The sequence below is a fragment of the Pseudomonas sp. A-RE-19 genome (genome assembly GCF_019956555.1).
In the GTDB taxonomy this organism is placed as follows: domain Bacteria; phylum Pseudomonadota; class Gammaproteobacteria; order Pseudomonadales; family Pseudomonadaceae; genus Aquipseudomonas.
Map to the genome: position 1 here is coordinate 91876 of NZ_JAHBDQ010000001.1, position 21162 is coordinate 113037.

A 21162-nucleotide genomic window follows, 5' to 3' on the forward strand; every position below is an offset into this window, starting at 1 on the left:
GAGCTAATAAAAAAGCGGCGACTGCTGGTACAGTCGCCGCAAAAAAACCGGTGTCTATGACACCGGCCGAGGAGTCCTGTGGCGAGGGAGCTTGCTCCCTCGCCACTGTTTTGTGCGCCTACAGTCCCCAGCGCAGCAACAACAACACCAGCACGACAAGGAACACCGTCTCCCCCACCATCAGCAAAATGGGCTTGATGCCGACAGCAGCCAACTCCTTGAGCTGGGTCTTCATACCCAGGGCACTGATGGAAACCACCAGGCACCAGCGCGATAGCTCGTTGACCGATCCCTGCACCACCGGGGCCACCCAGCCGGTGCTGTTGATACAGGCCAGAATCAGAAACCCGACGGCGAACCATGGCAGCAGCGGCGGTCGTTTGCCGGTCGGGTCGGCACCCTGCATCCGAGTGATCATGGCCGCGGTGACGATCACCGGCAGCAGCATGGCAACCCGCATCAACTTGATCACCGTGGCCGTATCGCCGGTCTCGGTCGACATGCTGTAACCGGCACCGACCACCTGGGCCACATCGTGGATGGTGGCGCCGAGAAACACGCCCGCCACTTGCGGCGACAATGACAACCAGTTGGCGATCATCGGGTACACGATCATCGCCAGGGTCGACAGCGCCGACACCCCGATCACCGTGAATAACGTCGCACGTTCTTTCTGCGGATGGTTCGGCAACGCCGCCGCCAGCGCCAGCGCGGCGGACGCGCCACAAATCGCGGTGGCTCCGCCGGTGAGCATGCCAAACAAGCGCTGAAACCCCATGGCCTTGGCCGCGATCACCGAAACGCCGATCGTCACCACCACCAGAATCACCACCAGGGCCACAGGCTTCCAGCCCAGCGCGGCTATCTGTTCGAGGGTGATGCGCATGCCCAGCAAGGCCACGCCAATGCGTAACACCGTGCGCGCCGTGAACTCGATGCCGGCCTTGCAGGCGCTGTCACCGGCCAGAAAGTTGAGCGCCATGCCCAACAGCAAGGCAAACAACATCACCGGTGCACTGTAGTGCTCGGATAAAAAGGACGCGGCGGCCGCGACGATCAGACTGACGACAAAACCTGGCGCCAGTTCGCGCGTTCGGCTGTGGATACGGGTAAGAGCGATAGTGCTCATGGCACGGACTCCTCGGGAACGATGACGATGAATGCCTGGCCGTCAATGATCTCGACCGGGTAGTTGGCGACTTTGAGCTGGGTTGAGTTGAGCAAGTAGCCGCTTTGCAGATCGAAGCGCAGACCATGGGCGCAGCACTGAATCACCCGCCCATCAAGGCGCCCGCCACACAGCGACGCGCCCTGGTGCGGGCAACTGTCGTCGATGGCGAACAGGTCACCTCCGACGTTGAATAACGCCAGGCTTTTGCCATCGAATTCGAACAGCGCACGACCACCCGCCTGCGGGAGTTTTCCGGCAGGCACGGGGATACGTAGACTCATACTGGCTGCCGCTCATGAGCACTTTTGAGCAAGGCTTCGCACATGGCGTCAAGCAACGCTTCGGCAGGCTCTGCGCCCACCACCGTCAGGCGATTGTCGAACCGAAAACTGGGCACGCCGTTGGTGGCCCCGGGGAATCCATCAAAGGGACTGGCGTCGCCCAGCAAGCAGTCAGACACGGTGTCCGCCTCAACGCCGCACGACCGGGCGATGGCGATCAAGGTCTCACGGCAACCCAGGTCTTCGCCGTTCTGGAAATACGCCGCGAACAAACGCTCAAGCACGTCATCACGCAGTTCAACATTGCCCAACACGCTGACACGCTCCAGCAGACGATGGGCGTCCGCAGTGTTGGGCATCGTCGTGATGCGGCTCAAGTCGATGGCCAGCCCGACGTCCATCGCAGCCTGCTGCACCTGGGCCTGACGCATCGCTACAACTTCAGGGCTGCCCAGACGCTTGCGATAAAACTCGGCGAAGGGTTCACCCTGTGCCGGCAGCTGCGGCAGCAATTGCACCCCGTGCCACACCGTAGTGATTTCCACGCCGGGTTGCCGGACACGCAGCAGCGCTTGCGCGCGCTCCAGTTGACGCTTGCCGATCAGGCACCACGGGCAGATGAAATCGAAGAACACATCAATACGTAAACGACCACTCACACCTTCACCTCTAACACCGCTTTGCTAATCGAATCGTGAACGTGCTCGCCTCGAAGACGGGCAATGTCCTTGTGGTAATGACACTTGGCATAAAACAACACGGCCGCTGCCGCGATGCTGACCAGTGGCACCATTTGAAAAGCTGCATGCAAGCCGATGAGGTCGGACACCCTGCCGGTGATGAACGGCCCAGGCGCCAGCCCCAGCATGTTGTTGGCCAGGGTCAGCGTGGCGAACGCCGTGCCGTGGACCGAGTAATGGGTCAGGTTGGCAACCATGGCTCCGCAAGGGCCGGTCGTGCCGGCGGCAATCAACATGCCCAGGCAGATCAGCACCAGTTGCACAGGCCCTGCCGGCAGGGCGAACGCCGCCGACAACAGCAGGCAACTGCCCAGGCAATAGGCGATAGCCAAAGCGACTTTGCGCTCCGGCGAATGGCGACACAGTCGATCGCTGAGCATGCCGCACAGGATCATCCCCGCACCGCTGCACAGCACGATGATCGCCGCGACGCCGCCCGCCTTGTCCGTGGCCATGTCGTAATAGCGATTGAGGTAACTGGGCATCCACACAATGACGGTGCCGCCGACGAACAGTTGCAAGCCACTGCCGATGTAGGCAGCGATCACCGAGCGGCTGGAAAACAGCGTACGCAAGGGGCGCTTGACCGCGGCAGCCGTCTTGTTCGCCACCTGGGCGGCACGTTGCGGCGCAATGCGTGCTTCCTTGACGATGATCGGGTAAAGCACCGCCAGCAGCAGGCCGAACAGCGACATGCCGGCGAACGACCAGCGCCAGCCCAGTTTGGCGGCGATTGCTCCGCCCAACGCCATACCCAATACCGAACCGAACATGCCGCCCGCCATGAACGCACTGGTCAGGGTTGCACGCATGTGTTTGGGAAACACCGAAATTACCACCGCGATGCCGACGCTGCCGTACGCCGCTTCGCCGACGCCGACCATGAACCGTGCAATGAACATCTGCTGATAGTCCTGCGCCAACGCACAACCCAGCGTTGCCAGGCTCCACAGCAAAGCCATCAGCGCCAGGCTCTTGACCCGGCCGAAGCGATCCGCCAGCAACGACAGGGGAAAGGTCAGCAGCCCCACCATCAGGGCGACAATGCCACTGAGCAGGCCGAGCTGGCCGTCGCTCAGGGCCCATTCGCCCTTGAGCATCGGGAACACCGCGTTCAATACCTGACGCGACATGTAATCGGAAATCAACAGGCCGAACGTCAGTGCAAAGACGATCCAGGCATACTTGCGCGCAACGCCGACGCCACTGCAGTCATCATCGTCTGCGGCGATTGGGTGAAAGGCCATGCAGCCTCCTCAAAGCTTTGTTTTATTGTTGTTATCAAGCGTGTTGCAGTGTAGCGAGCGGGTGGCCATTGACCGCCCGCATCGTCTGCCGATCAGCCGCGTTGCGGCACACCTTTCTGCCCAGCCTTGCGGTTGGGGGCCATGCCGTTGGCCAACAGGGTTTCTTCGATGCTTGGGTACTGCACACCGATGCGATAGATCTCGCGGGCTTCTTTGCCCGTGGCGATTTCGCGACCCAGTTCATGAGCGATGCGCACGGTCTGCTTGATCTGCGCAACTGAACCGAAACGATCGCCCTTGTGATCAATGATAGTGTCTTCATTGCCCACACGCGGGTGCATACCCATGGCCATCGACATGGTGTTGAACGGCATGACGTTCTTGAGCAGCGACTCGGAGGTCAGGGTGCACCCGTCCGGCGCGCGGTGGATGAAGTTGAAGAAGTTGAATGGATTGGGGCCATCGAAACCGCCACCGATACCGATCCAGGTCAGGTTCAACGGACCCTTGTAGACGCCCTTGCGCACCAGCCGCTCAAGGGTTTCCATGGCATGCATGCCGGTCAGCTGGAAGTGCGGCTGGATGCCGTTGTCCATCAGACGCTTGAGGTGCTCGGCGACCCAGGCCGGACCGGCCGGCACGGTCATTTCGCTGTAGGCTGCCTGATAGGCAGGATTGGCCAGGGACGTGCCCTCCAGGTATTCCGGATACAGCAGTTCCATGATGTTCATCTGGGTGGTGTTGATGGCCACCGTGACCTGATCCGGTTTTGGCGTCAGCTCGGCCAACATGTGGCGAGTATCGTCAGACAGCCACTTGGCGGCTTCACCATCGCTTTCGGGGGCGAAGGAAATCGAACCACCGACCTGGATGATCATGTCCGGCACGGCTTCACGCACACCGGCGATCAGTTCGTTGAACTTGGACAGACGCTTGGAACCCTTGCCGTCCAACTCACGCACGTGCAGGTGCAATACCGTTGCACCCGCCTCATAACAATCCACCGCCTTCTGCACCTGCTCGGCCATGGTCAGCGGGATGTCCTCGGGAAAGTCTTCCGGCATCCACTCGGGGCCATACGGGGCCACGGTGATGACCACCTTATCCATGTTTTCCGGGTGCAGGGAATCGTCGAAGAATTGCATGAGTTACTCCTGTTTTTATGATTGTCCCGCCCACCCGGGATCGTGCCGGGCAGACGTGTTTACGAGTGCGAATGCAAAAAGGGTCGATCAGTACGTCTTGTCGCCGATGATGCCGGCACGTTCCATCTTGCGATGACACGGCGGGTAATCCATGACGGCGTAGTGCTGGGTACTGCGGTTGTCCCAGATGGCGATGCTGTTGGGTTTCCAGCGCCAGCGCACTTGATACTCGGGGATGTACGCCTGGCTGATCAGGTAGCGCAGCAGCTCACTCGCGCCCGGGTTGGCGTCCTGGCCGAAGCGCACCCGCTCGGGGGTGTGGTAGTTGCTCAAGTGCGTGGTGAAGGCGTTGACGAACAGCACCTTTTCGCCGGTTTCCGGGTGGGTGCGCACCACCGGGTGCTCGGCATCCGGGTACATCGCCCTGAGCGCCAGACGCTTTTCGATCGGCATGGCGGCGCCGAAACTCGCTTCGATGCTGTGGCGCGCGCGCAGGTCGGCGATCTTCACTTTCACGTCTTCCGGCAAGCGTGCATAGGCCTCGACCATGTTGCCCCACATGGTGTCACCGCCCACCGGCGGGCACTCTACGCAGCGCAGCACGCAGCCCATCGGCGGCGCCTCGCGCCAGGTCGCGTCGCTGTGCCAGGAGTTTTCATAGCGGTCAGCCGGCTGGTCCGGCCGCTTGTAGATGCGCACCAGCCCAGGATGATCCGGATCACTGTCGGCCACCGGATGATCCTCCAGTTCGCCAAAGCGCCGGGCGAAGGCCACATGCTCGGCGCGTGTGATGTCCTGATCACGCAGGAACACCACCCGGTGCTTGAGCAACTGAGCACGAATCTCGGCAAAAAGACCGTCGTCATGCACCGCGTCGGCGAGGTTGACGCCCACCAGCTCCGCGCCAATGCTGCAGGTCAATTGTTCGACTTTCATGGCAGACGACTCCCTTAAATGACGAAAATCGATGAGCCCGTGGTCTTGCGTGATTCCAGGTCGCGATGGGCCTGGACGGCATCCTGCAAGGCATAGTGCTGGTTGATCTCGATCTTGATCCGACCGCTGCCAACATGATCGAACAACTCGCCCGCCAACGCGGCTTTTTCCGCCGGGTCGGCGATGTAATCGGCCAGGGCCGGACGGGTCAGGAACAGCGAGCCTTTCATCGCCAGCAATACCGGATCGAAGGCCGGGATCGGACCGGATGCCGTGCCCACGCACACCATCAGGCCGCGGCGCTTGAGCGAATCCAGGGAGCCCATGAAAGTATTCTTGCCAACACTGTCGAACACCACGTTGACCCCCACGCCGTCCGTCAGCTCGCGAACGCGTTGGGCGACGTCTTCATGGCTGTAGTTGATGACATGTTCGCAACCATGGGCCCGGGCAATTTCACCCTTTGCCTCGGTGGACACGGTGCCAATGACGTTCAGACCAAGCAACTTGGCCCACTGCGAAACGATCAGGCCCACACCACCGGCAGCGGCATGCAGCAGAATACTGTCGCCGGCCTTGAAGTCGTAAATGCGCCGCATCAGGTAAGAGGACGTCAAGCCGCGCATGGTCATGGCCGCGGCGGTCTCGAAACTGATGGTTTCCGGCAGTTTGATCAGCGGTGCAGCCGGGATCAGACGCTCGGTGCTGTAGGCACCCAGGGTATTGAGAAAACCGGTGTAGGTGACGCGATCACCGACGTGTACGTTGGTCACCCCTTCGCCGATGGCCTGGACCACACCGGAGGCTTCAACCCCCATGCCGTTGGGCATCGGGATCGGGTAAGTGCCATTGCGAAAGTAGGTGTCGGCATAATTCAGACCCACCGCCACATGACGAAGACGAACCTGGCCTGGACCGGGATCGCCGACTTCGACCTCTTCATAACGAAGGACTTCGGGACCACCGGTTTCGTAGAAGCGTACGGCTTTGGCCATTTTTTCTTATTCTCCAGTCTCAAGTTGGACGTGCTGCGTCGAATTGCGCTGATTGGACTGTAGGACGCCGTCTGGCGAGTCGCTTCTCATCAGACGACAATGGCTTTTCATTTCATGACAGTGCGCTTTGCCTCAACGCCGGCGGTGGATGACTTATCCAGTGCCTCTCGATACCCTGCGCACCTCGGTACCTGATGGTGTTCCAGGTCAAACCACCTTCTCCAGACGAGCATGTAATGAAATCCCCTGCAGGTTTGCTGCTGTCGGCTATTGAGCTGGACCGTGCCAGCGCCATCCCCCTGTACCGCCAACTCTATTTGCAGATTCGCAAACAGATTCTCAGCGGAAAAATGCAAGGAGGCGTGCGCCTGCCGTCGACGCGGACTCTGAGCAAAGAATTGGCGCTGTCGCGGATCACCATCCTCAACGCATTCGATCAGCTGATTGCCGAGGGTTTCCTGGCCTCGCGCACCGGGGCGGGCACCTATGTCGGCGATGAGTGGGAGGGTCGAGGGACGGCCGACGAAGAACAGCGCCAGCCACCGCGCCTGTCCGACCTGAGCCAGTCCATGCTGTCGTTGCGCAGCAGTCACTTTCGCGGGGTTTCCTATACCGATTGGGACCCCGCGACCCCCACCTCATTCCTGCCCAGCCACAGTACCTACGACGCATTTCCGCTCGCGGTGTGGCGGCGCTTGATGAACCGCCACCTGCTCAAGCCGACCAAGGCCATGCTCGGCTATGGCGAACTGCAAGGGTTACAGGCCTTGCGCGCGGCGATTGCCGAGTACGTCTTTGATGCCCGTGGCATCGACTGCAGTGCCGAACAGGTAGTGATCGTGTCCGGCGCCCAGCAAGCCTTCAACCTGTTGGGCATGCTGTTGCTCAATCCGCAGGACAGCGTATGGATGGAGGACCCGGGACACATCGCGGCGCGCATTGCGTTGCAGGCCCAGGGGGCTCAGGTGGTGCCGTTGCGGATCGACGAACAAGGGATTGATATTCAGCAAGGCCTGGCCGAGTGCCCGGACGCCCGCCTGGTGTTTACCACACCTTCTCGCCAGCACCCCTTGGGCGTGACCATGAGTTATGCGCGGCGCCAGGCACTCATCGACTGGGCTGCACAGTATCAGAGCTGGATCATCGAGGACGATTGCGACAGTGAATTTCGCTACAGCGGCCGCCTCCTCCCCGCGCTCTATGCCATGGACCAGATGGCACGTGTGATCTACGTCGGCACCTTCAGCAAAGTCCTCTTCCCTTCGCTAAGACTGGGCTATGTGATATTGCCGCAAGCGTTGGTCGAACCCTTCTGCACCCTGCGCGCGGTGATGGATCGCAGCCCACCCACGCTTCTCCAGGCGACGACGGCGGACTTCATGCGCGAAGGCCACTTCCTCGGCCATATTCGTCGCATGCGTGCGCTGTACCAGGCTCGCCAGCAAGCACTGGTTGAGCAACTTCAGCAACAGCTGGGCGGCTTCTTCAACATCACCCCGGTGGAAGCCGGCATGCACCTGATCGCGTGGCTGCCGCCCACGCTTGATGACGATGCCATCGCCAGGGAACTGGCCCGGCACAACATCCACACCTATGCCCTGAGCGACTACTGCCTTGAGCATGTCCTGCCACCTGCCCTGCTCATCGGTTTCGCCGGTACGCCTGAGGGCCTGGCGCAGGAGCGCGTCGAAGCACTGGCCCGGGCCTTGAGCAAAATGGGGTACCTGCAGCCGGCCACTTGAAGCAAGACAAGTGGTCTTATGATTTAACTGAAAGTGGATCTATCGAGAGTTCCTGACTGGCGCGATAAAGGCTGCGCCGGTAGACCCGGCGTCTGAACCAGGAACGACTCGAATGAACAATAAGATCCAAGAGCGATTCAATGCCTTGCTCAACCGCAAGGCGGCCGAGGCCGGAACACCTCCCCTGCTGACTGAAGCACTGGCCCGCCAGCTGCTCGACCGTCTTGGGCAGATGCGCTTGTTTGCCCACGCTTATCCCTTGCTGACCAACCTCACCCATGGCCGTGTCACGCCTGCCGACCTGCTGGATTTCGCCTATCGCCACGAGCTGCAGGGTCTGAGCCTGCACTTGCTCGATGGCGAAGAAAACAGCCTGAGCCAAATGACGCCCGCGCAGTTGCAAGCGTTTGCCGACAAGGCCACTGCGCTCGAACTGGATGTGCACCTGGAAATCAGCAGCACGCTGAAAAAAGATGTCGATCACGTGATTGCCATCGCCAAGGCGCTTAGGGTTCGCAACATTCGCGTTTACTCACGCTACGAGGGAACACTGTCACAGGTCATGGACGTCATCGAATCCGACCTGCATTACCTCGCGCAGCAGGCAGACGAGCACGACCTGTACTTCGACTTCGAGCAGCATGAAGAACTCAAGAGCGCCGAGATCGCGCAACTGCTGAACCGGCTGAATCACCCTCGCCTGCACGCCTTGTTCGACTTTGGCAACATGATCAACGCCTGCGAACAACCTCTGCAGGCGCTGCGCACTCTGGCGCCGCACATACGCCAAACCCATCTCAAAGGTGTGCGCATCGTCCCCGAGCAAAACGGATTCGGCCATTACGGCGTGCTGCAGGGCAGCGACGATGATGACCTGCCAAGCGCCCGCATGCTGTTCGAACTGTTGATGCTCGGCGACTCAACCGCGCAAGTAATCGCCTTCATCCTTGAGCAGGAAAATCACTACGTGGCCCCGGCGTTCCGCCAGACCTTTGAGGCTGCCGATCCGTTCATTGCGTACCGGGAAATGAGTGACACGCCACTCCCGCACGGCTACTCGCTCGAACGAATGCTCGCCGACGAACACCGCTGGGCGAACAACCAGGTCGCGTATGTGCGAGGCCTGCTGGCCGAGTTCCGAACCCTGGCCGAGTTGACCCTGGACAACCGCGAAAACGACTGAACCTGACGTGACAACCGGCACTGCTTATCCAAGCCTGGAGAACAATAATGACAACTCGTGACAAGGCCAAATGGCTCAGATTCCTGATTCTCATCCTCGGCGGTGGCACCATCTACAAGCTGGCGAACCTCAAGGACGCCTTCTATATCCCCATGCAAGAATTCATGGGCTTGAGCCACACTGAAATCGGCATGCTGCTGAGCGCCAACGCCATCATCGCCACCGCACTGTTTGTCGTCGGCGGTCTTCTGGCGGACCGCTACGACACGCGCAAACTGATCCCCGTCGGCCTGATCGGTACCGGTGGCCTGGGGCTGTATCTGGCGACCTTTCCACCGTTCAGCAATCTGCTGATCGTGTTCAGCCTGCTGGCCGTCTGCGCCGATTGCATCTTCTGGCCCTCGCTGCTCAAAGCCATCCGCAATCTGGGTGACGATCAGGAACAGGGGCGGTTGTTTGGACTGTTGGAAGGTGGGCGTGGCGTCATTGACACCCTGGTCGCCTTTTCGGCGCTGGGCGTCTTCGTGGCCATGGGCTCCGGCGAGGCCGGGCTGAAGTCGGCAATCCTCTTCTACTCGGTGATCGACATTCTTGCCGGAACCCTGACCTGGTTCCTGCTCAAGGGCGGCACCACACAGTCGATCGCCAAGCCGAAGAACGGTTTGGCGAATCTGCTCGAAGCCATCAAGGTGCCGGGGATCTGGCTGGTCAGCCTCAACGTATTCATGGTCTACATCGTCTACTGTGGTCTGACCTATTTCATTCCCTACCTCAAGGAAATGTACGGGCTGCCCGTGGCATTGGTGGGCGCCTACGGCATCATCAATCAGTACTTCCTCAAGATCCTGGGCGGCCCTGCCGGTGGCTTCATTGCCGACAAGCAGTTCAAGAGCACCAGCCGCTATTTGAAGTGGGCATTCCTGGCCTTGCTGCCGCTGATGGGCGTCATTCTGCTGATCCCGAAAAGCCCGGGTTTTATCTATGCGGGCATGGCAGCCACGCTGTCCTTCGCCCTGATTGTGTTTTCCATGCGCGGCGTGTTCTGGGCGCCCATGGGTGAAGTCGGCATCCCTCAACACATCACCGGTTCAGCCTTCGGTATCGGCTGCCTGATCGGCTACGCACCGGGCATGTTCGCTTACGTCATCTACGGCGCAATCCTCGACCATTTCCCGGGTCAGCAAGGCTACAACTACGTCTTCAGCCTGATGAGCGTGTTGGCCATGCTTGGCTTCATGGTGTCCAGCCTGCTGTACAAGACTGTTCGGAATAAATCCACGGCAACCAGCGGGATCAGCGCTGCGAACGCCTGAGCATTGTCCTGCAATCAGGAGCAGCACTGCGTAGTGCTTTCTTTCTGGAAAAGTCACGCTCATGAAAAAGGCCAATGCGGTGAGCATTGGCCTTTTTCATTGACGGCCATGGCTAGCGCAGCACCCCTATCGATCACGTTGCGGGCGCTCCAATCAGCGATCAGGATGTGAGCATCATCGGCGCCTACCTTGCGGTGACCTACGGCAGTGCCCAGGCGAGCGATGCCGATGTGCAGGCGGCCTCGAACCCGTCGGCGGGCCAGCCCTCGGCGACACCTGTCGCAAAAGTCGACGTCATGGCGTTGCTCCAGAGCAACTCTTGCCTGTCCTGCCACGCGATCGATCATAAAGTCGTAGGCCCGGCCTATCACGATGTGGCCACTCGGTACGCCAATGACCCGCAGGCACAGGCCAAGGTGACGGCCAGCATTCAGCATGGCGGTACCGGCAAATGGGGGGATATCCCAATGCCGCCTTTCGCGCAGTTAAACCCCGACGATCTGCACACCCTGACGACATTCATACTGGACCAGTAAGCCCGCTCCCGGCTCGACCGGGCAGAGCCTGAAATCTACGGCGCGATTGCTTGCTCCACACTTGGCAACGAGTTGTGGGCTAACAGCTGACCTAGAGCAATACAAGCCTGGAAAGATGAACATACCTTCATACAAGCGCAGCCGCAGATGTCTACCCTCAAGTTTCCGACATAGTGAATACAGGAGTAACCCACAATGTTCTCACACGAAGGTGCTGGCCTGATTACCCTTTACATCGTCATGGCATTGATCGCTTTAATTGTGATCGCTCATGTTGTTCATACTCACTGGCAATACCGCCAAAAGGGCATGCGTGATCAATCTCGCAGTCGTTCATACAGAGCAAGCGAATCTGCGACTGATACACCTGCGTGTTGAATGTCTCGATCGAGGAGCCCGGTGACGCCCGGGCTTTTTATTTCCTGGATGAGTCCCCGGTAACGCGTCGCCACCCTCCGTAGTAGCCCTTCACCTCGATCGAATCCACTTTCTTTACTGCACGCTAATACCGGTGATATTCCTGACCTCCGCGGTCACCATGGTGGCGACCATAATCATGTCGACCATCACGGTCATGCCAATACGGCCAGCAGCCACCGAGCAGCAGGGTTGCTATTACCACCAGAATTAATGCAGATGTGCGTTTCATTTGATTATCTCCAGACAGGCAAAACCTGACGCTGTATTCGTTTGATAGCGCCTCAACTGAGAAGGTTCAAGCCGTGCGATTATCTGTTCCCCCTCAGCGTCCGGATCAAATCAACTGACCATTTAGCCGATACTGGCAAGAAGATCAGAGCCTGCTGCTGTCTACCGTGTAAGAGTTGTGCCATCTCCAACGTTGTGGGCAACTCAAAGATCAATGCAGGCAAAACAAAGGCGTCGCAGGCCAAACTCGAGAGCGGTGCCGCAGCCTGCACCATTTCCGGAATCGACTGGATCCAGGGTGCTTAGGCACCCTGGGCTTGGCGAATCGGCCAATCAATGGAAAACCATCGGGCCAACCATATGGACACAATCAGGAACTGCATCGCTTCAGGCGACCAACCTTTCGAACCCTAAAATGCCCAAGCAAGCACTCGAAAACGTCGTCCCGTTCAAGCGCGCATAACCCCTCTCCCACCTACCAGCCTGAACGGCGGATAGTCATCAACCTTGGCATGCCATCGGGGCTGTATCTTAAAACGGGCCGTTATCTTTGGCGCCGTCGTGCGATGCTATGGCGCAACGTATCTCTTTCCAGCGCCTCGACCGCCACAAGCGCTTCAACACCGGCCCCTGCTTCTACTTTTTCAATGAAATTCAAAATTGCCTTTTTCATGAACCAGTGTGCGGTGCGATCCAACTTTGCCGACACAGCCTTCAGCCTGGCGCGCGTTTCCTCATCCAATTTGATACCCAGTGTTGTTACCGACATATCGCTGCCTCCGAATGAATCAAGCCCCATAACGCAAGAAGTGGAGCGTGCGTCGGCGATGCCGCTCCACGAAGGCGCTGTCCTGGTCAGCTCATACAGCACACCGAGGTCTTCGAGTTTGTCTTTGTCTTTGTGTTTGTCATAGAACGACTTGTGAGTGCTCGACAGCCAGACCATCGGGATCAGGTCGATATTGCCGTTAGCCAAGGCCTGGAACTGAATGCCAATATCGGCGAGCACCAATTTGACCGGCTGCTTCGAAAAACATGAAGGTCACACCGTTGTTCAACGAAGAGATTTTCCCGGTATGCAGCCCCGCCTATCTGGCGCAGCCCCCAGGGATTGAGACGCTGGAGCTGTTGGGTGGATGCACCTGGTTGTGTCTGGAAGACCAGCACCGGGACTGGATTGGCTGGAGGGCATGGTTCCAACGCCCTGGCCTGGTCGGGCCTGCTCAGCAATCATTTGCAAACCGGCAATCTGGTGCGGCCGACGCAAACCATCCTGCGCGCCGACGTGCAGTTCTGCCTGCTGGAACCCCAAGGCCGGGCCCCGAACAGACAAAGCGTCAACCGCTTCCGCCAGTGGCTGATGGCGCATCTGGCCAAGACGATCTACACCTGAGTAACAGTCTTGAGTAGATGCTCTGATTAGCTGCGTCAAAGCATTTCCCTCCTCCGGCGTCCTGTCGACCAAAAAAACTCAAACCTCCCTGCAATACCAAGACTGCGCGTACAGAACACCGTCGACTTCTTCCAGACCACTCAGCGTGAAGCCGAGCGTTGCCATGCTGGTCAGGCGAGCATCAAGAAGAGGGCGAAGCAGTAGCGCATCACCCGGCCACGCACCGTACCGCAGAGATGCGGTGCTGGACGTTCTTTTGAGGATGTCAGACGGCGCGCTGGAGAAAATGATATCGCCCTTCACTGGCTCAGCGCTGGCGATATCCCTTTTGGATCTGGCGACGCCGCGCTCTCTCATGGGTACGATCAGGAACTGCATTGCTTACCCAATACTGGACAAAGATACAGCATCCAAGCGATATGCTGATTGCTCAATTGGTCGCTGACGATCGGTAACGTTTCGCCTTGATGCAGTGGAGGCTGCTCTACGCTGAAAGCACGGTAGGGAGGACCTGACCCTGGATAACGTGCGCAATCAAGGGGCAGAAGCTAATCTCTCCTTTGAACAATAAAACTCAATAATCGAAAGTGTCTGCCGATAGTCAAAATGATGCCCCAGCATTAGGGGATTTTAGAACGTGGAGTAGCGGGCTCAAGCTTATGAAAGATATCTATCTACTGATCGAACATGGTACGGATCAGGGCGAAGTTTATGTGCTTGGCTGGTTCGATGATGAGAAAAGGGCCAAGGAAGTGGCTGAGGAGAAGGAGTGGGAGGTATACCGCGCCAGCTTGAAAACTGAGCACCCTTGGTCAAATCACAAACCGCTGCCGCCAGACCAAACTAAATATCGTCGCTTCTGGATCAAAGAGATTTCCAAATTTGATCACGTTCCAGTTCCTAGATCCTCGGCAGTTCATTGACCCGCCATCCGATTTCTGCTCAATCGCAGAACTATCAACTTATCTTCCAGCGGTGACCTCCCGGACGTACGCCTGACAAGCAGCCAGCGCAATCAATCCTTGGTCACCGGTGTCGGTGATGGCGACAATTCGTTGAACATGCGCCGGGTCAAATCGGGCACGCGCTCCTCCATGAACCACGCCGCCGGTTTCGGTACCGGCTGACACTGAGCAGCCACTGGCTGGATCCTCGGCAAGGAGGACTGACAGCCGCAAATCAGAAGTGGCAAGGCGATCGCGCAGGCGAGCCTGATTGGTTTGAGCATCGCTCAGCTCCTTGTAATGGGTTTGATCGCTGGCAGACAGGCGCCGCCCTCGAAGACGGCTCGGTGTGCATCATCATCGGTGGCGCGGCTTCACTCATGGCGGGACGCTGCGCCGTCTGGTCGAGGAGTTCCGTGATTACATCCGCACCGGCACGCCATTGAGCCCTTTCTATTTGGGCCCTGAGCGGTCGTTCGACAAAAGCAACATCTGGGGTTACGACCAAGCAGGGATGCAGGCTGTACGCGAACAGGCTGGCACCCTTCCAGTTTTCCGTCAGCCCGAACAGGCGCCGACATGACGGTGGTAAATGCCCATGATCTGGTCTCGATGGAGATTGCAGAATGAGCGAAGTAGAGCCGTACGCCGCAGCAGGACCTCCACTACTAGACACCCAACCGTCCCAACAGAAGATGCAGTCGGTATAAGATGTGCCGACCTTCGATACGAGCCCGCACATGACAGTTATTCGCACAGGAACAATTTTAACTGGTGACCATGCTGGCTGGACAATCAGAATAAGGGATGATCGCTCGGGTGAAACAGGGGGATATTTCCTTTACTTGATACGTGACCAACTTCACGGCTTCGATGCTTGGTTTGAAACCCTAGAACAGTTGGAGTACGAAATCTCAGAGTTCGAAGTCAACTGGCGCTAACCCTGTATCTTCACTTGGTCATGGATACGGCACCATCTGACCTTCGACAACGCTTGAAGAACAGCAAAATCGATATTCAACTCCGTGTACGACCACATCGCACCTCCAAAGATTGTGCGTGCAAAGATACCTCCCGCTTATATGAATTTGATAACCGCACCAGCCTGCCGGTGAACGGCGGATAGTCACCGGCACCACTGCGCCTCACAGGGTATTCCGTCGTTGTCGCCGTCCATTGCCATTCCTGGACAATTTTGCAGAAAGTTTTTGGCCTCTGCGCACGAGGTCATCTGCGAACAATATTTGCGTCCATCACATTTGAAAGGAGCCGAAACAGGCTTTGGCGCAGTCGCGACTGCAGAAATTCCTTGTGGATTCGAGAGCTGAACCTCAGCCCAAGGATGTAATTCAGGAAAAAGCTTCCAAACCAACAGACCAACAACAAGCACAACCAAAATCAGTTTCATTTTGATCCATCCGTGATGAGAGACCGTTTGCGTTCTCACGTTGCTTGCATTCCAGCGTAACCCATAAATCCACACACAGCGTGCCGGTGAACGGCGGGCGAGGAATCCCCATGACCAAAGAAAATGTGTACGACCAAATCAGCCCTCTGGTTCACTGCCACGAGCGGCATGGAGCATCCAATGAAACGAGAGCTGATCAAGATCAGTGAGTTCCAGCGTCGGGCGCTGGGGCGAAAACGGCACCCCGCAATGCCCCCAGGCGATCCGCAATCACATCCGCAACGGCGTGGTACCCGGCGAGCAGATCGGCAAACTCTGGTACGTTGACTGGACTGCATTCAACCGCTCGGACGGAAATGATCTAGTAGCGATGGTATTCAAAGGAGCTGCATGATGGTCCCACGGACGCGCAACAAGGCGAACAAGAGCCTCCCGCAGAACCTGTACTTCGATTCGCGGCGCTCGACCTATCGCTACCGGCGGCCTACCGACGGTAAGTAGTTTCAGTGGGAGAAATCGTCGGTCTGACTGCAGAACGCAATCGACCTTGCACTGATCACCGCTCAACGCCACACCGACATCCTCAACATGCGATTCGATGGTGTTCGGGAAGGATATTTGTATGTGATGCAACAGAAGACGGCCAAGGCCAGTGACGCGGCGTGGATCCGGTTCAAAGTGACCGAAGAACTTCAGGCCGTGATCAGCCGATGCCGGGATGATATCGCCTCCCCTTACCTGGTCCATTGCCGTCCCGATCGCCTGAAACAGAAACAGGCGCAGACGAAGGATCACTGGACGCAGGTTGAAGAGCGGTATTTGACGCGGGCCTTCAAGGAGGCTCGGGAGTTGGCGGGTTGTTACAACGGATGGAAGGAAGAGGAAATGCCGGGCTTCCACGAAATGCGAGCGCTATCGCTGCACCTGTACCAAAAAAAGCCGGAAAGGACGGACAGAAAATCGCTGGCCATTCGAGCGAGAGCATGACCAAAAACTACCAGAAAGACCACGCAGAAATCGTCTGGTCGGAGGCAATTCCCGACCTGAATATTAGTGAAATCACCGGGTAGTTTTGCGCAGGCACAAAAAAGCCGATCTATCTGATCGGCTTAACTGCCTGATTTTACTCAGTAAATATGGTCGGGACGGAGTGATTCGAACACTCGACCCCTAGCACCCCATGTTGGGGGCATAAAACACCTAACCTATTGTTTTTAAAGGGATACATGCCTTATTCAGTCGGGCAAAATATCCGTAGTTTTGTGCTTATGCAAACGAGAAACCGTGGCCTCCAGCGGTGGTTTTGCGCGCACCCCTCCCCCGGCGTCCTGCCGACCGAACACAATCACACCTCCCCGCACCACCCGCGGATGAACCTGCGTCACGAATGGGGCAACCACACCAGACGCTCCGCACGAGGCGCGAAAACCAAGGCGGCACGGTCCACGCAATCAACTGTCAACCTAAACATTGTAAATATTGTTGTACGCAACTTCCGCCTGGGGCATGCTTCGCGACGCACATTTACATGGACGGTAATATTTGATGCGCCCTGCACCTATGGATGTGCCCATCCCCTGCGCCTGCATACTTGATACCTCGCTTCATCCCAGCGGCCTGAAAACCTCATTACGCCTTTATGGGCTAGTTCGCATCGTCGGTTTCAGCGACATACCTGCGAGCACGCCGGTTGAAATTCTTTGCACGGCGTCCGGCGAAGGCAAGGCGATTAGGGCCTTCGTTTCAAGGCTGGACGCTGAGTTGGTTGCCAGGTCAATGCCTGACTCAGGCTATCGTGTCGTACCGCTGGCACAATTCGACCCCACTGGATTTATCCAGCAACACCAGGGTTGGCTGACCGTCCATATCACCTGTGGTTTTTCCTCGCAGCGCGACACGTTACGACTTGCAGATGGTGACTTGCCAAGCTTGGGCTGGTTTATTTATGCCCAGACAGGTCCCTGGAGTCCGGGGCGCTTTATCCATTGGGGCGAAGAAGTCGCCGAGATATTGCTCAGTGCCTACCGCAGCGTCGGCATGCCCAATTACAACGCCTGGCTCAACCAGCTTGATGGCTATTCCACGCAGGCTATGGACGACTACATCGAAATCGCCTGGCAGGCGTTGTTGGCCTGCCGTCCCATGCGCGAAAACCACCGAGCACTGTTCAACCCTATGGATGAGTGCTGGCGATTTTCCGACTCGCCCATCGACCCCTATTACTCCATTTGAAACCTTGAAAAGGAACTTCCCATGAGTGGCAAACCTGCTGCCCGAGTGACAGACCCCACCAATTGTCCGCTTCCAGGACATGGTACGAATCCGATTGCCAGCGGCTCTCCCAATGTGAACTTCGATGGCCTTGCCGCAGCTCGTATGACCGATAAATCCGCATGTGGTAGCCCGATCACCGGTGCCGTTAGCGCTACGGTTCTCATCAATGGGCTAAATGCCGCTACTCAAGGCAGTACAGGTGGCCACGGCAACGTGGTTATGGCTGGATCCGGCACGGTCATTATTGGCGATACCTTCGTACCAGCCCCCTTCAGCGGCCTGCTGCCAATGCCAGTGCACTTCAGCGACAAGTTCAGACTAGTTGACCAAGACTCGGGCGAGCCTCTACCCAATCTTGATTACGCCATCCAGCGCGCTGACGGCAGCATGGAACACGGCGTAAGTGATCCGATGGGGTATACGCATGTCGTGAGCTCGCACCTGCCCGAAACAATCAAACTGTTTCTGGAGGACTAAGGCATGGCAGCAGATACCCTTCATACAACCGACCGCACACAATACTCCCAAGGCCAAAGAACAAATTTCATTATTTCCGTTTTCCCAGAGGGGCAGACAGAGCGCGTCAAAATCTATATTGGTGACTTCCATCATGGCTGAAGTGGTTAGCAAAAATGGCAGAAAAATGTCTCCCGTAGCCACAAGAACGGTGACGCCCGTCAAAGACTCCACCCCAAAAACTGTATCGCTGGACGCCAAGCAGCAGGTAAGACGGGCCGAGAATGAGGAGTATTTGAAGAATAAGAATGTGAAGGCATTTTTGGATACCATTGCCGAATCCGAAGGCGGTAACTACCACGCGAAATTTGGTTATGGCTGGGCACCGGGTTTTAAAACTGGGAAATGGACTTTCAGTGATGAGTCCACCCATCCGGGGGCAGGTTACGGCGGATCAACTACGGCATCAGGCAGGTATCAAATTACGATCGGCTCATGGAGAGACTATTGCATTGCAGCAATGGGGCTATCTGACTTCACACCACATACGCAGGATTTGACCGCAATCGAAATTCTTCGCAGAGTGCGTGCAATTGATTCACTCGTAAATGGCGACGTTAAAGATGCAGTACAAAAAGCATCTAGACAATGGGAATCTTTACCGATGGGCCCCGGTCAAGCTAATCGCCCATTGGGTGGACATCCGTCCGGTCAACCGTATATGCCATATGACGATGTCATAACCACCTACAAGAAATTTGGCGGTACTACAAAATGAAACTACACTCGATTGCTTGCATTCTGCTTTGTTGCGTTAGCTTTTTTGCGAACGCAACAGATGTGCCAATTAAAAAAGGAATGTCATTTTTAAGTGCACGAAAAGAATTGATTAAACATGGCTGGAAACCAAATTTAACAAATGAAATGGAGCCTGGCGGAGCTATGAAAACACTTAGAAATATGGGTGTTAGTGAAGTCGAAAGATGCACCGAGGGAGTTCAATACTGCGAGTTCAATTACAAAAAAAACAAAGTTTGTCTAGTCGTCAGCACTACTGGTGAAGAAGTAAAAGACATGATAATTGATGGCTGGGGTTTCAAGTGTCCCGAGACAGATTAGGGGCATCAATATCAGTCCGCCACTTTCGGGCCTTGCTAAGGGTGGAGTCTGTGTATTCAGAGTTTTTGGCGAGCTACAAATCGGCTGGAGGGATTGTCAAATGAAGGCTTCGATCCCCGCGCTCGTCGCACTTTATTGCATTGGCACCAGCGTAGCGTTTGCGGATGACTCGCAGACGACAAACGACAGGCGCGGGCCAGCAGGCATTGCCGTCGGTGAGCCCCTAGTCACGGCCAGGGCCAAGCTCGTCAAACAAGGATGGAAGCCGACGCGGATGCATACCACCGATGGCTATGAATATAGTGGCGTGGAGCGGGAGCTGGCTGCACGCAAGTTCTTCGAGCTCGATGTCTGCTCTTTTGATAGCTCGCGTTGCATCTTGTTCTACTCAAAGAACGGCACTTGCCTGCGCGTCGACACCATTGGGGAGCAATTCAATGACATGGCGGTTACGCGATGGGCCGATGAGTGTCCTGACGCCAAGTAAGCGCGGCGCGGGATAGCAACCGACCATTTTGAATGGGGCGACATTTGCCAGTACCTGGCCCCGCGCCGAAAATTGCAGTCATTCAACCTCAGTGTGATACCCCCCTCACATACGCTTGGCACGCAGCCAGGGCAATCATTCCCCGGTCGCCTTCATCGGTGATGGCGATAATTCTTTGAGCATGCGCTGGGTCAAGTTGGGCTCGTACGGTTGCATGATCCACGCCGCCGGCGCCGGTGGCTTTTGGCACGTCACAGCCAGCGGCTGAATCCGCGTCGAGGAGGACTGACAGCCGCAGATCAGAAGTGGCAAGACGATCGCGCAGGCGGTTCTGGTCTTTTTGTGCATCGCTCAATTTCCTGTAGTGGGTTTGTTCGCTGACCGACAGGCGCTCCTCGAGAGCCAGACGCTTGTCCTGCTCGGCCTGCTGCGCGGTGGCGGCCATCAGGGTCAGTTGATTGAGGGTTTCGGCTTGCAACCGCGCCTGCTCGGCCAGTTGCTTCCCATAGCGCCAGTCTTGTAAATGCCAAGTACTTCCGGCTCCAATCAGAACCAGCACCAGCGCGCCGACCGCCTTCCACGGGACCGCAATCACAACAGCACCGCCTGAGCCCGCGACCAGATTTCCAGCCGATCCTGCAAACCGTTCAATCCGCCGTTGATGCGTCGGGTGATGCTGTTGAATTGGTCCCGGTCGGCTAAGTCGTTCAATCCGTTCTGTTTCCAGAACCACGCCGCGGACATCGCAGCGTTCTGTGGCATTTCCAGCAGTTCGGGCTGCGCAATCAAGTCCAAACCCAGCGCCTCACCGCATGCCGCGTAATTCGCTCGACCAGTAACCTGAATCAGGCCACGCCCTCGGTATTTTGAGCCGTCACCGGGCTTGGTGTTGCCCAAGTCTTTCCGGCCTTCGTAACCAGACTGGGCTGGGGTTGGCCCCCAGATTTCGCGAACGTTGCGCAGTTGACCAGACTCGTGGCCGATCTGGGCAATGAATGCGGCGATGCGCTTGCTACCGACGATCTGGTAGCGCTGCATGGCCGTATTTAGGACGGGTACAAAAACGCAGGCTTTGGCGCCGGCCTTCGGAAGGATCTGCAATAACTGTTGTTGTGTAAGAGACATAAAAACTCCATGCATAAAA

Annotated in this window: 23 protein-coding genes and 6 pseudogenes; 15 read left to right on the forward strand and 14 right to left on the reverse strand. The window is 57.3% G+C overall.

Annotated features, from left to right (window positions below):
- Window positions 1-118: 118 nt before the first annotated feature.
- The 7 genes from KGB14_RS00395 to KGB14_RS00425 all read right to left on the reverse strand — a co-directional run bounded on the left by KGB14_RS00395 (window position 119) and on the right by KGB14_RS00425 (window position 6515).
- Entirely contained in the window at window positions 119-1129 is a 1011-nt protein-coding gene (locus KGB14_RS00395; protein ID WP_223483607.1) for a YeiH family protein, read from the reverse strand.
- Window positions 1126-1452: a Rieske (2Fe-2S) protein gene (locus KGB14_RS00400; protein ID WP_223483608.1), complete on the reverse strand. Its 327-nt coding sequence runs from the start codon at window positions 1450-1452 to the stop codon at window positions 1126-1128. Before KGB14_RS00400 ends, KGB14_RS00395 begins: the two co-directional genes overlap by 4 nt.
- Window positions 1449-2111 carry a DsbA family oxidoreductase gene (locus KGB14_RS00405; protein WP_223483609.1) on the reverse strand — a complete coding sequence of 221 codons (663 nt, stop codon included), beginning with the start codon at window positions 2109-2111 and terminating at the stop codon, window positions 1449-1451. The genes KGB14_RS00400 and KGB14_RS00405 overlap by 4 nt, the downstream gene beginning before the upstream one ends.
- Window positions 2108-3439: an MFS transporter gene (locus KGB14_RS00410; protein ID WP_223483610.1), complete on the reverse strand. Its 1332-nt coding sequence runs from the start codon at window positions 3437-3439 to the stop codon at window positions 2108-2110. The genes KGB14_RS00405 and KGB14_RS00410 overlap by 4 nt, the downstream gene beginning before the upstream one ends.
- A gap of 92 nt (window positions 3440-3531) precedes the next feature.
- Complete coding sequence (locus KGB14_RS00415) at window positions 3532-4584, reverse strand: 3-keto-5-aminohexanoate cleavage protein (protein ID WP_223483611.1); 1053 nt, start codon at window positions 4582-4584, stop codon at window positions 3532-3534.
- Between the two features lie 87 nt (window positions 4585-4671).
- Window positions 4672-5520: a TauD/TfdA dioxygenase family protein gene (locus KGB14_RS00420; RefSeq protein WP_223483612.1), complete on the reverse strand. Its 849-nt coding sequence runs from the start codon at window positions 5518-5520 to the stop codon at window positions 4672-4674.
- Between the two features lie 14 nt (window positions 5521-5534).
- Window positions 5535-6515 carry a quinone oxidoreductase family protein gene (locus KGB14_RS00425; protein ID WP_223483613.1) on the reverse strand — a complete coding sequence of 327 codons (981 nt, stop codon included), beginning with the start codon at window positions 6513-6515 and terminating at the stop codon, window positions 5535-5537.
- Window positions 6516-6751: 236 nt separating this feature from the next.
- On the opposite strand from KGB14_RS00425, the gene KGB14_RS00430 reads away from it, so the two are divergent.
- The 4 genes and pseudogenes from KGB14_RS00430 to KGB14_RS00445 all read left to right on the forward strand — a co-directional run.
- Window positions 6752-8257, forward strand: coding sequence for a PLP-dependent aminotransferase family protein (locus KGB14_RS00430; RefSeq protein WP_223483614.1), 1506 nt, complete (start codon window positions 6752-6754; stop codon window positions 8255-8257).
- 112 nt (window positions 8258-8369) lie between these two features.
- Window positions 8370-9440, forward strand: coding sequence for a sugar phosphate isomerase/epimerase family protein (locus tag KGB14_RS00435; protein ID WP_223483615.1), 1071 nt, complete (start codon window positions 8370-8372; stop codon window positions 9438-9440).
- 47 nt (window positions 9441-9487) lie between these two features.
- Window positions 9488-10753, forward strand: a complete 1266-nt coding sequence (locus KGB14_RS00440; RefSeq protein ID WP_223483616.1) for an MFS transporter — start codon at window positions 9488-9490, stop codon at window positions 10751-10753.
- A gap of 134 nt (window positions 10754-10887) precedes the next feature.
- Window positions 10888-11289: pseudogene (locus tag KGB14_RS00445) on the forward strand (c-type cytochrome); the annotation flags it as partial.
- 1192 nt (window positions 11290-12481) lie between these two features.
- On the opposite strand, the gene KGB14_RS28590 reads toward KGB14_RS00445, so the two are convergent.
- Complete coding sequence (locus tag KGB14_RS28590; RefSeq protein ID WP_411740765.1) at window positions 12482-12736, reverse strand: transcriptional regulator; 255 nt, start codon at window positions 12734-12736, stop codon at window positions 12482-12484.
- 60 nt (window positions 12737-12796) lie between these two features.
- Window positions 12797-12964 (reverse strand): annotated as a pseudogene (locus tag KGB14_RS00450) (glycine betaine ABC transporter substrate-binding protein); the annotation flags it as partial.
- 2 nt (window positions 12965-12966) lie between these two features.
- Between KGB14_RS00450 and KGB14_RS00455 the strand changes: the two are divergent.
- A pseudogene (locus tag KGB14_RS00455) lies at window positions 12967-13330 on the forward strand (LysR substrate-binding domain-containing protein); the annotation flags it as partial.
- A gap of 78 nt (window positions 13331-13408) precedes the next feature.
- On the opposite strand, the gene KGB14_RS00460 reads toward KGB14_RS00455, so the two are convergent.
- Window positions 13409-13708, reverse strand: a complete 300-nt coding sequence (locus tag KGB14_RS00460; protein ID WP_223483617.1) for a hypothetical protein — start codon at window positions 13706-13708, stop codon at window positions 13409-13411.
- A gap of 281 nt (window positions 13709-13989) precedes the next feature.
- Here KGB14_RS00460 and KGB14_RS00465 point away from each other — a divergent pair, with 281 nt between their 5' ends.
- A complete protein-coding gene (locus KGB14_RS00465; RefSeq protein WP_223483618.1) occupies window positions 13990-14253 on the forward strand; it encodes a hypothetical protein in 264 nt (87 codons plus the stop codon).
- Window positions 14254-14292: 39 nt separating this feature from the next.
- Here KGB14_RS00465 and KGB14_RS00470 read toward each other — a convergent pair.
- Window positions 14293-14604, reverse strand: a pseudogene (locus KGB14_RS00470) (lysis protein); the annotation flags it as partial.
- A gap of 19 nt (window positions 14605-14623) precedes the next feature.
- On the opposite strand from KGB14_RS00470, the gene KGB14_RS00475 reads away from it, so the two are divergent.
- Both KGB14_RS00475 and KGB14_RS00480 read left to right on the forward strand, forming a co-directional pair.
- On the forward strand, window positions 14624-14857 hold the full coding sequence (locus KGB14_RS00475) for a hypothetical protein (protein WP_223483619.1): 234 nt from the start codon (window positions 14624-14626) through the stop codon (window positions 14855-14857).
- 157 nt (window positions 14858-15014) lie between these two features.
- Window positions 15015-15215: a hypothetical protein gene (locus tag KGB14_RS00480; protein ID WP_223483620.1), complete on the forward strand. Its 201-nt coding sequence runs from the start codon at window positions 15015-15017 to the stop codon at window positions 15213-15215.
- Between the two features lie 185 nt (window positions 15216-15400).
- On the opposite strand, the gene KGB14_RS00485 is transcribed toward KGB14_RS00480, so the two are convergent.
- Window positions 15401-15682: an excalibur calcium-binding domain-containing protein gene (locus KGB14_RS00485; protein ID WP_223483621.1), complete on the reverse strand. Its 282-nt coding sequence runs from the start codon at window positions 15680-15682 to the stop codon at window positions 15401-15403.
- Window positions 15683-15862: 180 nt separating this feature from the next.
- Here KGB14_RS00485 and KGB14_RS00490 point away from each other — a divergent pair.
- From KGB14_RS00490 to KGB14_RS00520, 7 genes and pseudogenes are all read left to right on the forward strand, one after another.
- A pseudogene (locus KGB14_RS00490) lies at window positions 15863-16076 on the forward strand (hypothetical protein).
- A gap of 134 nt (window positions 16077-16210) precedes the next feature.
- Window positions 16211-16752 (forward strand): annotated as a pseudogene (locus tag KGB14_RS00495) (tyrosine-type recombinase/integrase); the annotation flags it as partial.
- A 475-nt stretch (window positions 16753-17227) separates the two neighbouring features.
- The gene (locus tag KGB14_RS00500) at window positions 17228-17914 is read left to right on the forward strand and encodes a hypothetical protein (protein WP_223483622.1); all 687 of its coding nucleotides are present in this window, start codon (window positions 17228-17230) and stop codon (window positions 17912-17914) included.
- Window positions 17915-17935: 21 nt separating this feature from the next.
- Window positions 17936-18433, forward strand: a complete 498-nt coding sequence (locus tag KGB14_RS00505; protein ID WP_223483623.1) for a PAAR domain-containing protein — start codon at window positions 17936-17938, stop codon at window positions 18431-18433.
- A 133-nt stretch (window positions 18434-18566) separates the two neighbouring features.
- Window positions 18567-19190 carry a hypothetical protein gene (locus KGB14_RS00510; protein ID WP_223483624.1) on the forward strand — a complete coding sequence of 208 codons (624 nt, stop codon included), beginning with the start codon at window positions 18567-18569 and terminating at the stop codon, window positions 19188-19190.
- On the forward strand, window positions 19187-19531 hold the full coding sequence (locus tag KGB14_RS00515) for a hypothetical protein (RefSeq protein ID WP_223483625.1): 345 nt from the start codon (window positions 19187-19189) through the stop codon (window positions 19529-19531). Before KGB14_RS00510 ends, KGB14_RS00515 begins: the two co-directional genes overlap by 4 nt.
- 100 nt (window positions 19532-19631) lie before the next feature.
- Window positions 19632-20018 (forward strand): hypothetical protein, encoded by a 387-nt coding sequence (locus KGB14_RS00520; protein ID WP_223483626.1) that lies wholly within the window; start codon window positions 19632-19634, stop codon window positions 20016-20018.
- Between the two features lie 88 nt (window positions 20019-20106).
- Here KGB14_RS00520 and KGB14_RS00525 read toward each other — a convergent pair whose 3' ends face one another.
- Window positions 20107-20580: a lysis protein gene (locus tag KGB14_RS00525; protein WP_263294481.1), complete on the reverse strand. Its 474-nt coding sequence runs from the start codon at window positions 20578-20580 to the stop codon at window positions 20107-20109.
- A 29-nt stretch (window positions 20581-20609) separates the two neighbouring features.
- Complete coding sequence (locus KGB14_RS00530; RefSeq protein WP_223483627.1) at window positions 20610-21143, reverse strand: glycoside hydrolase family 19 protein; 534 nt, start codon at window positions 21141-21143, stop codon at window positions 20610-20612.
- Window positions 21144-21162 lie beyond the last annotated feature (19 nt).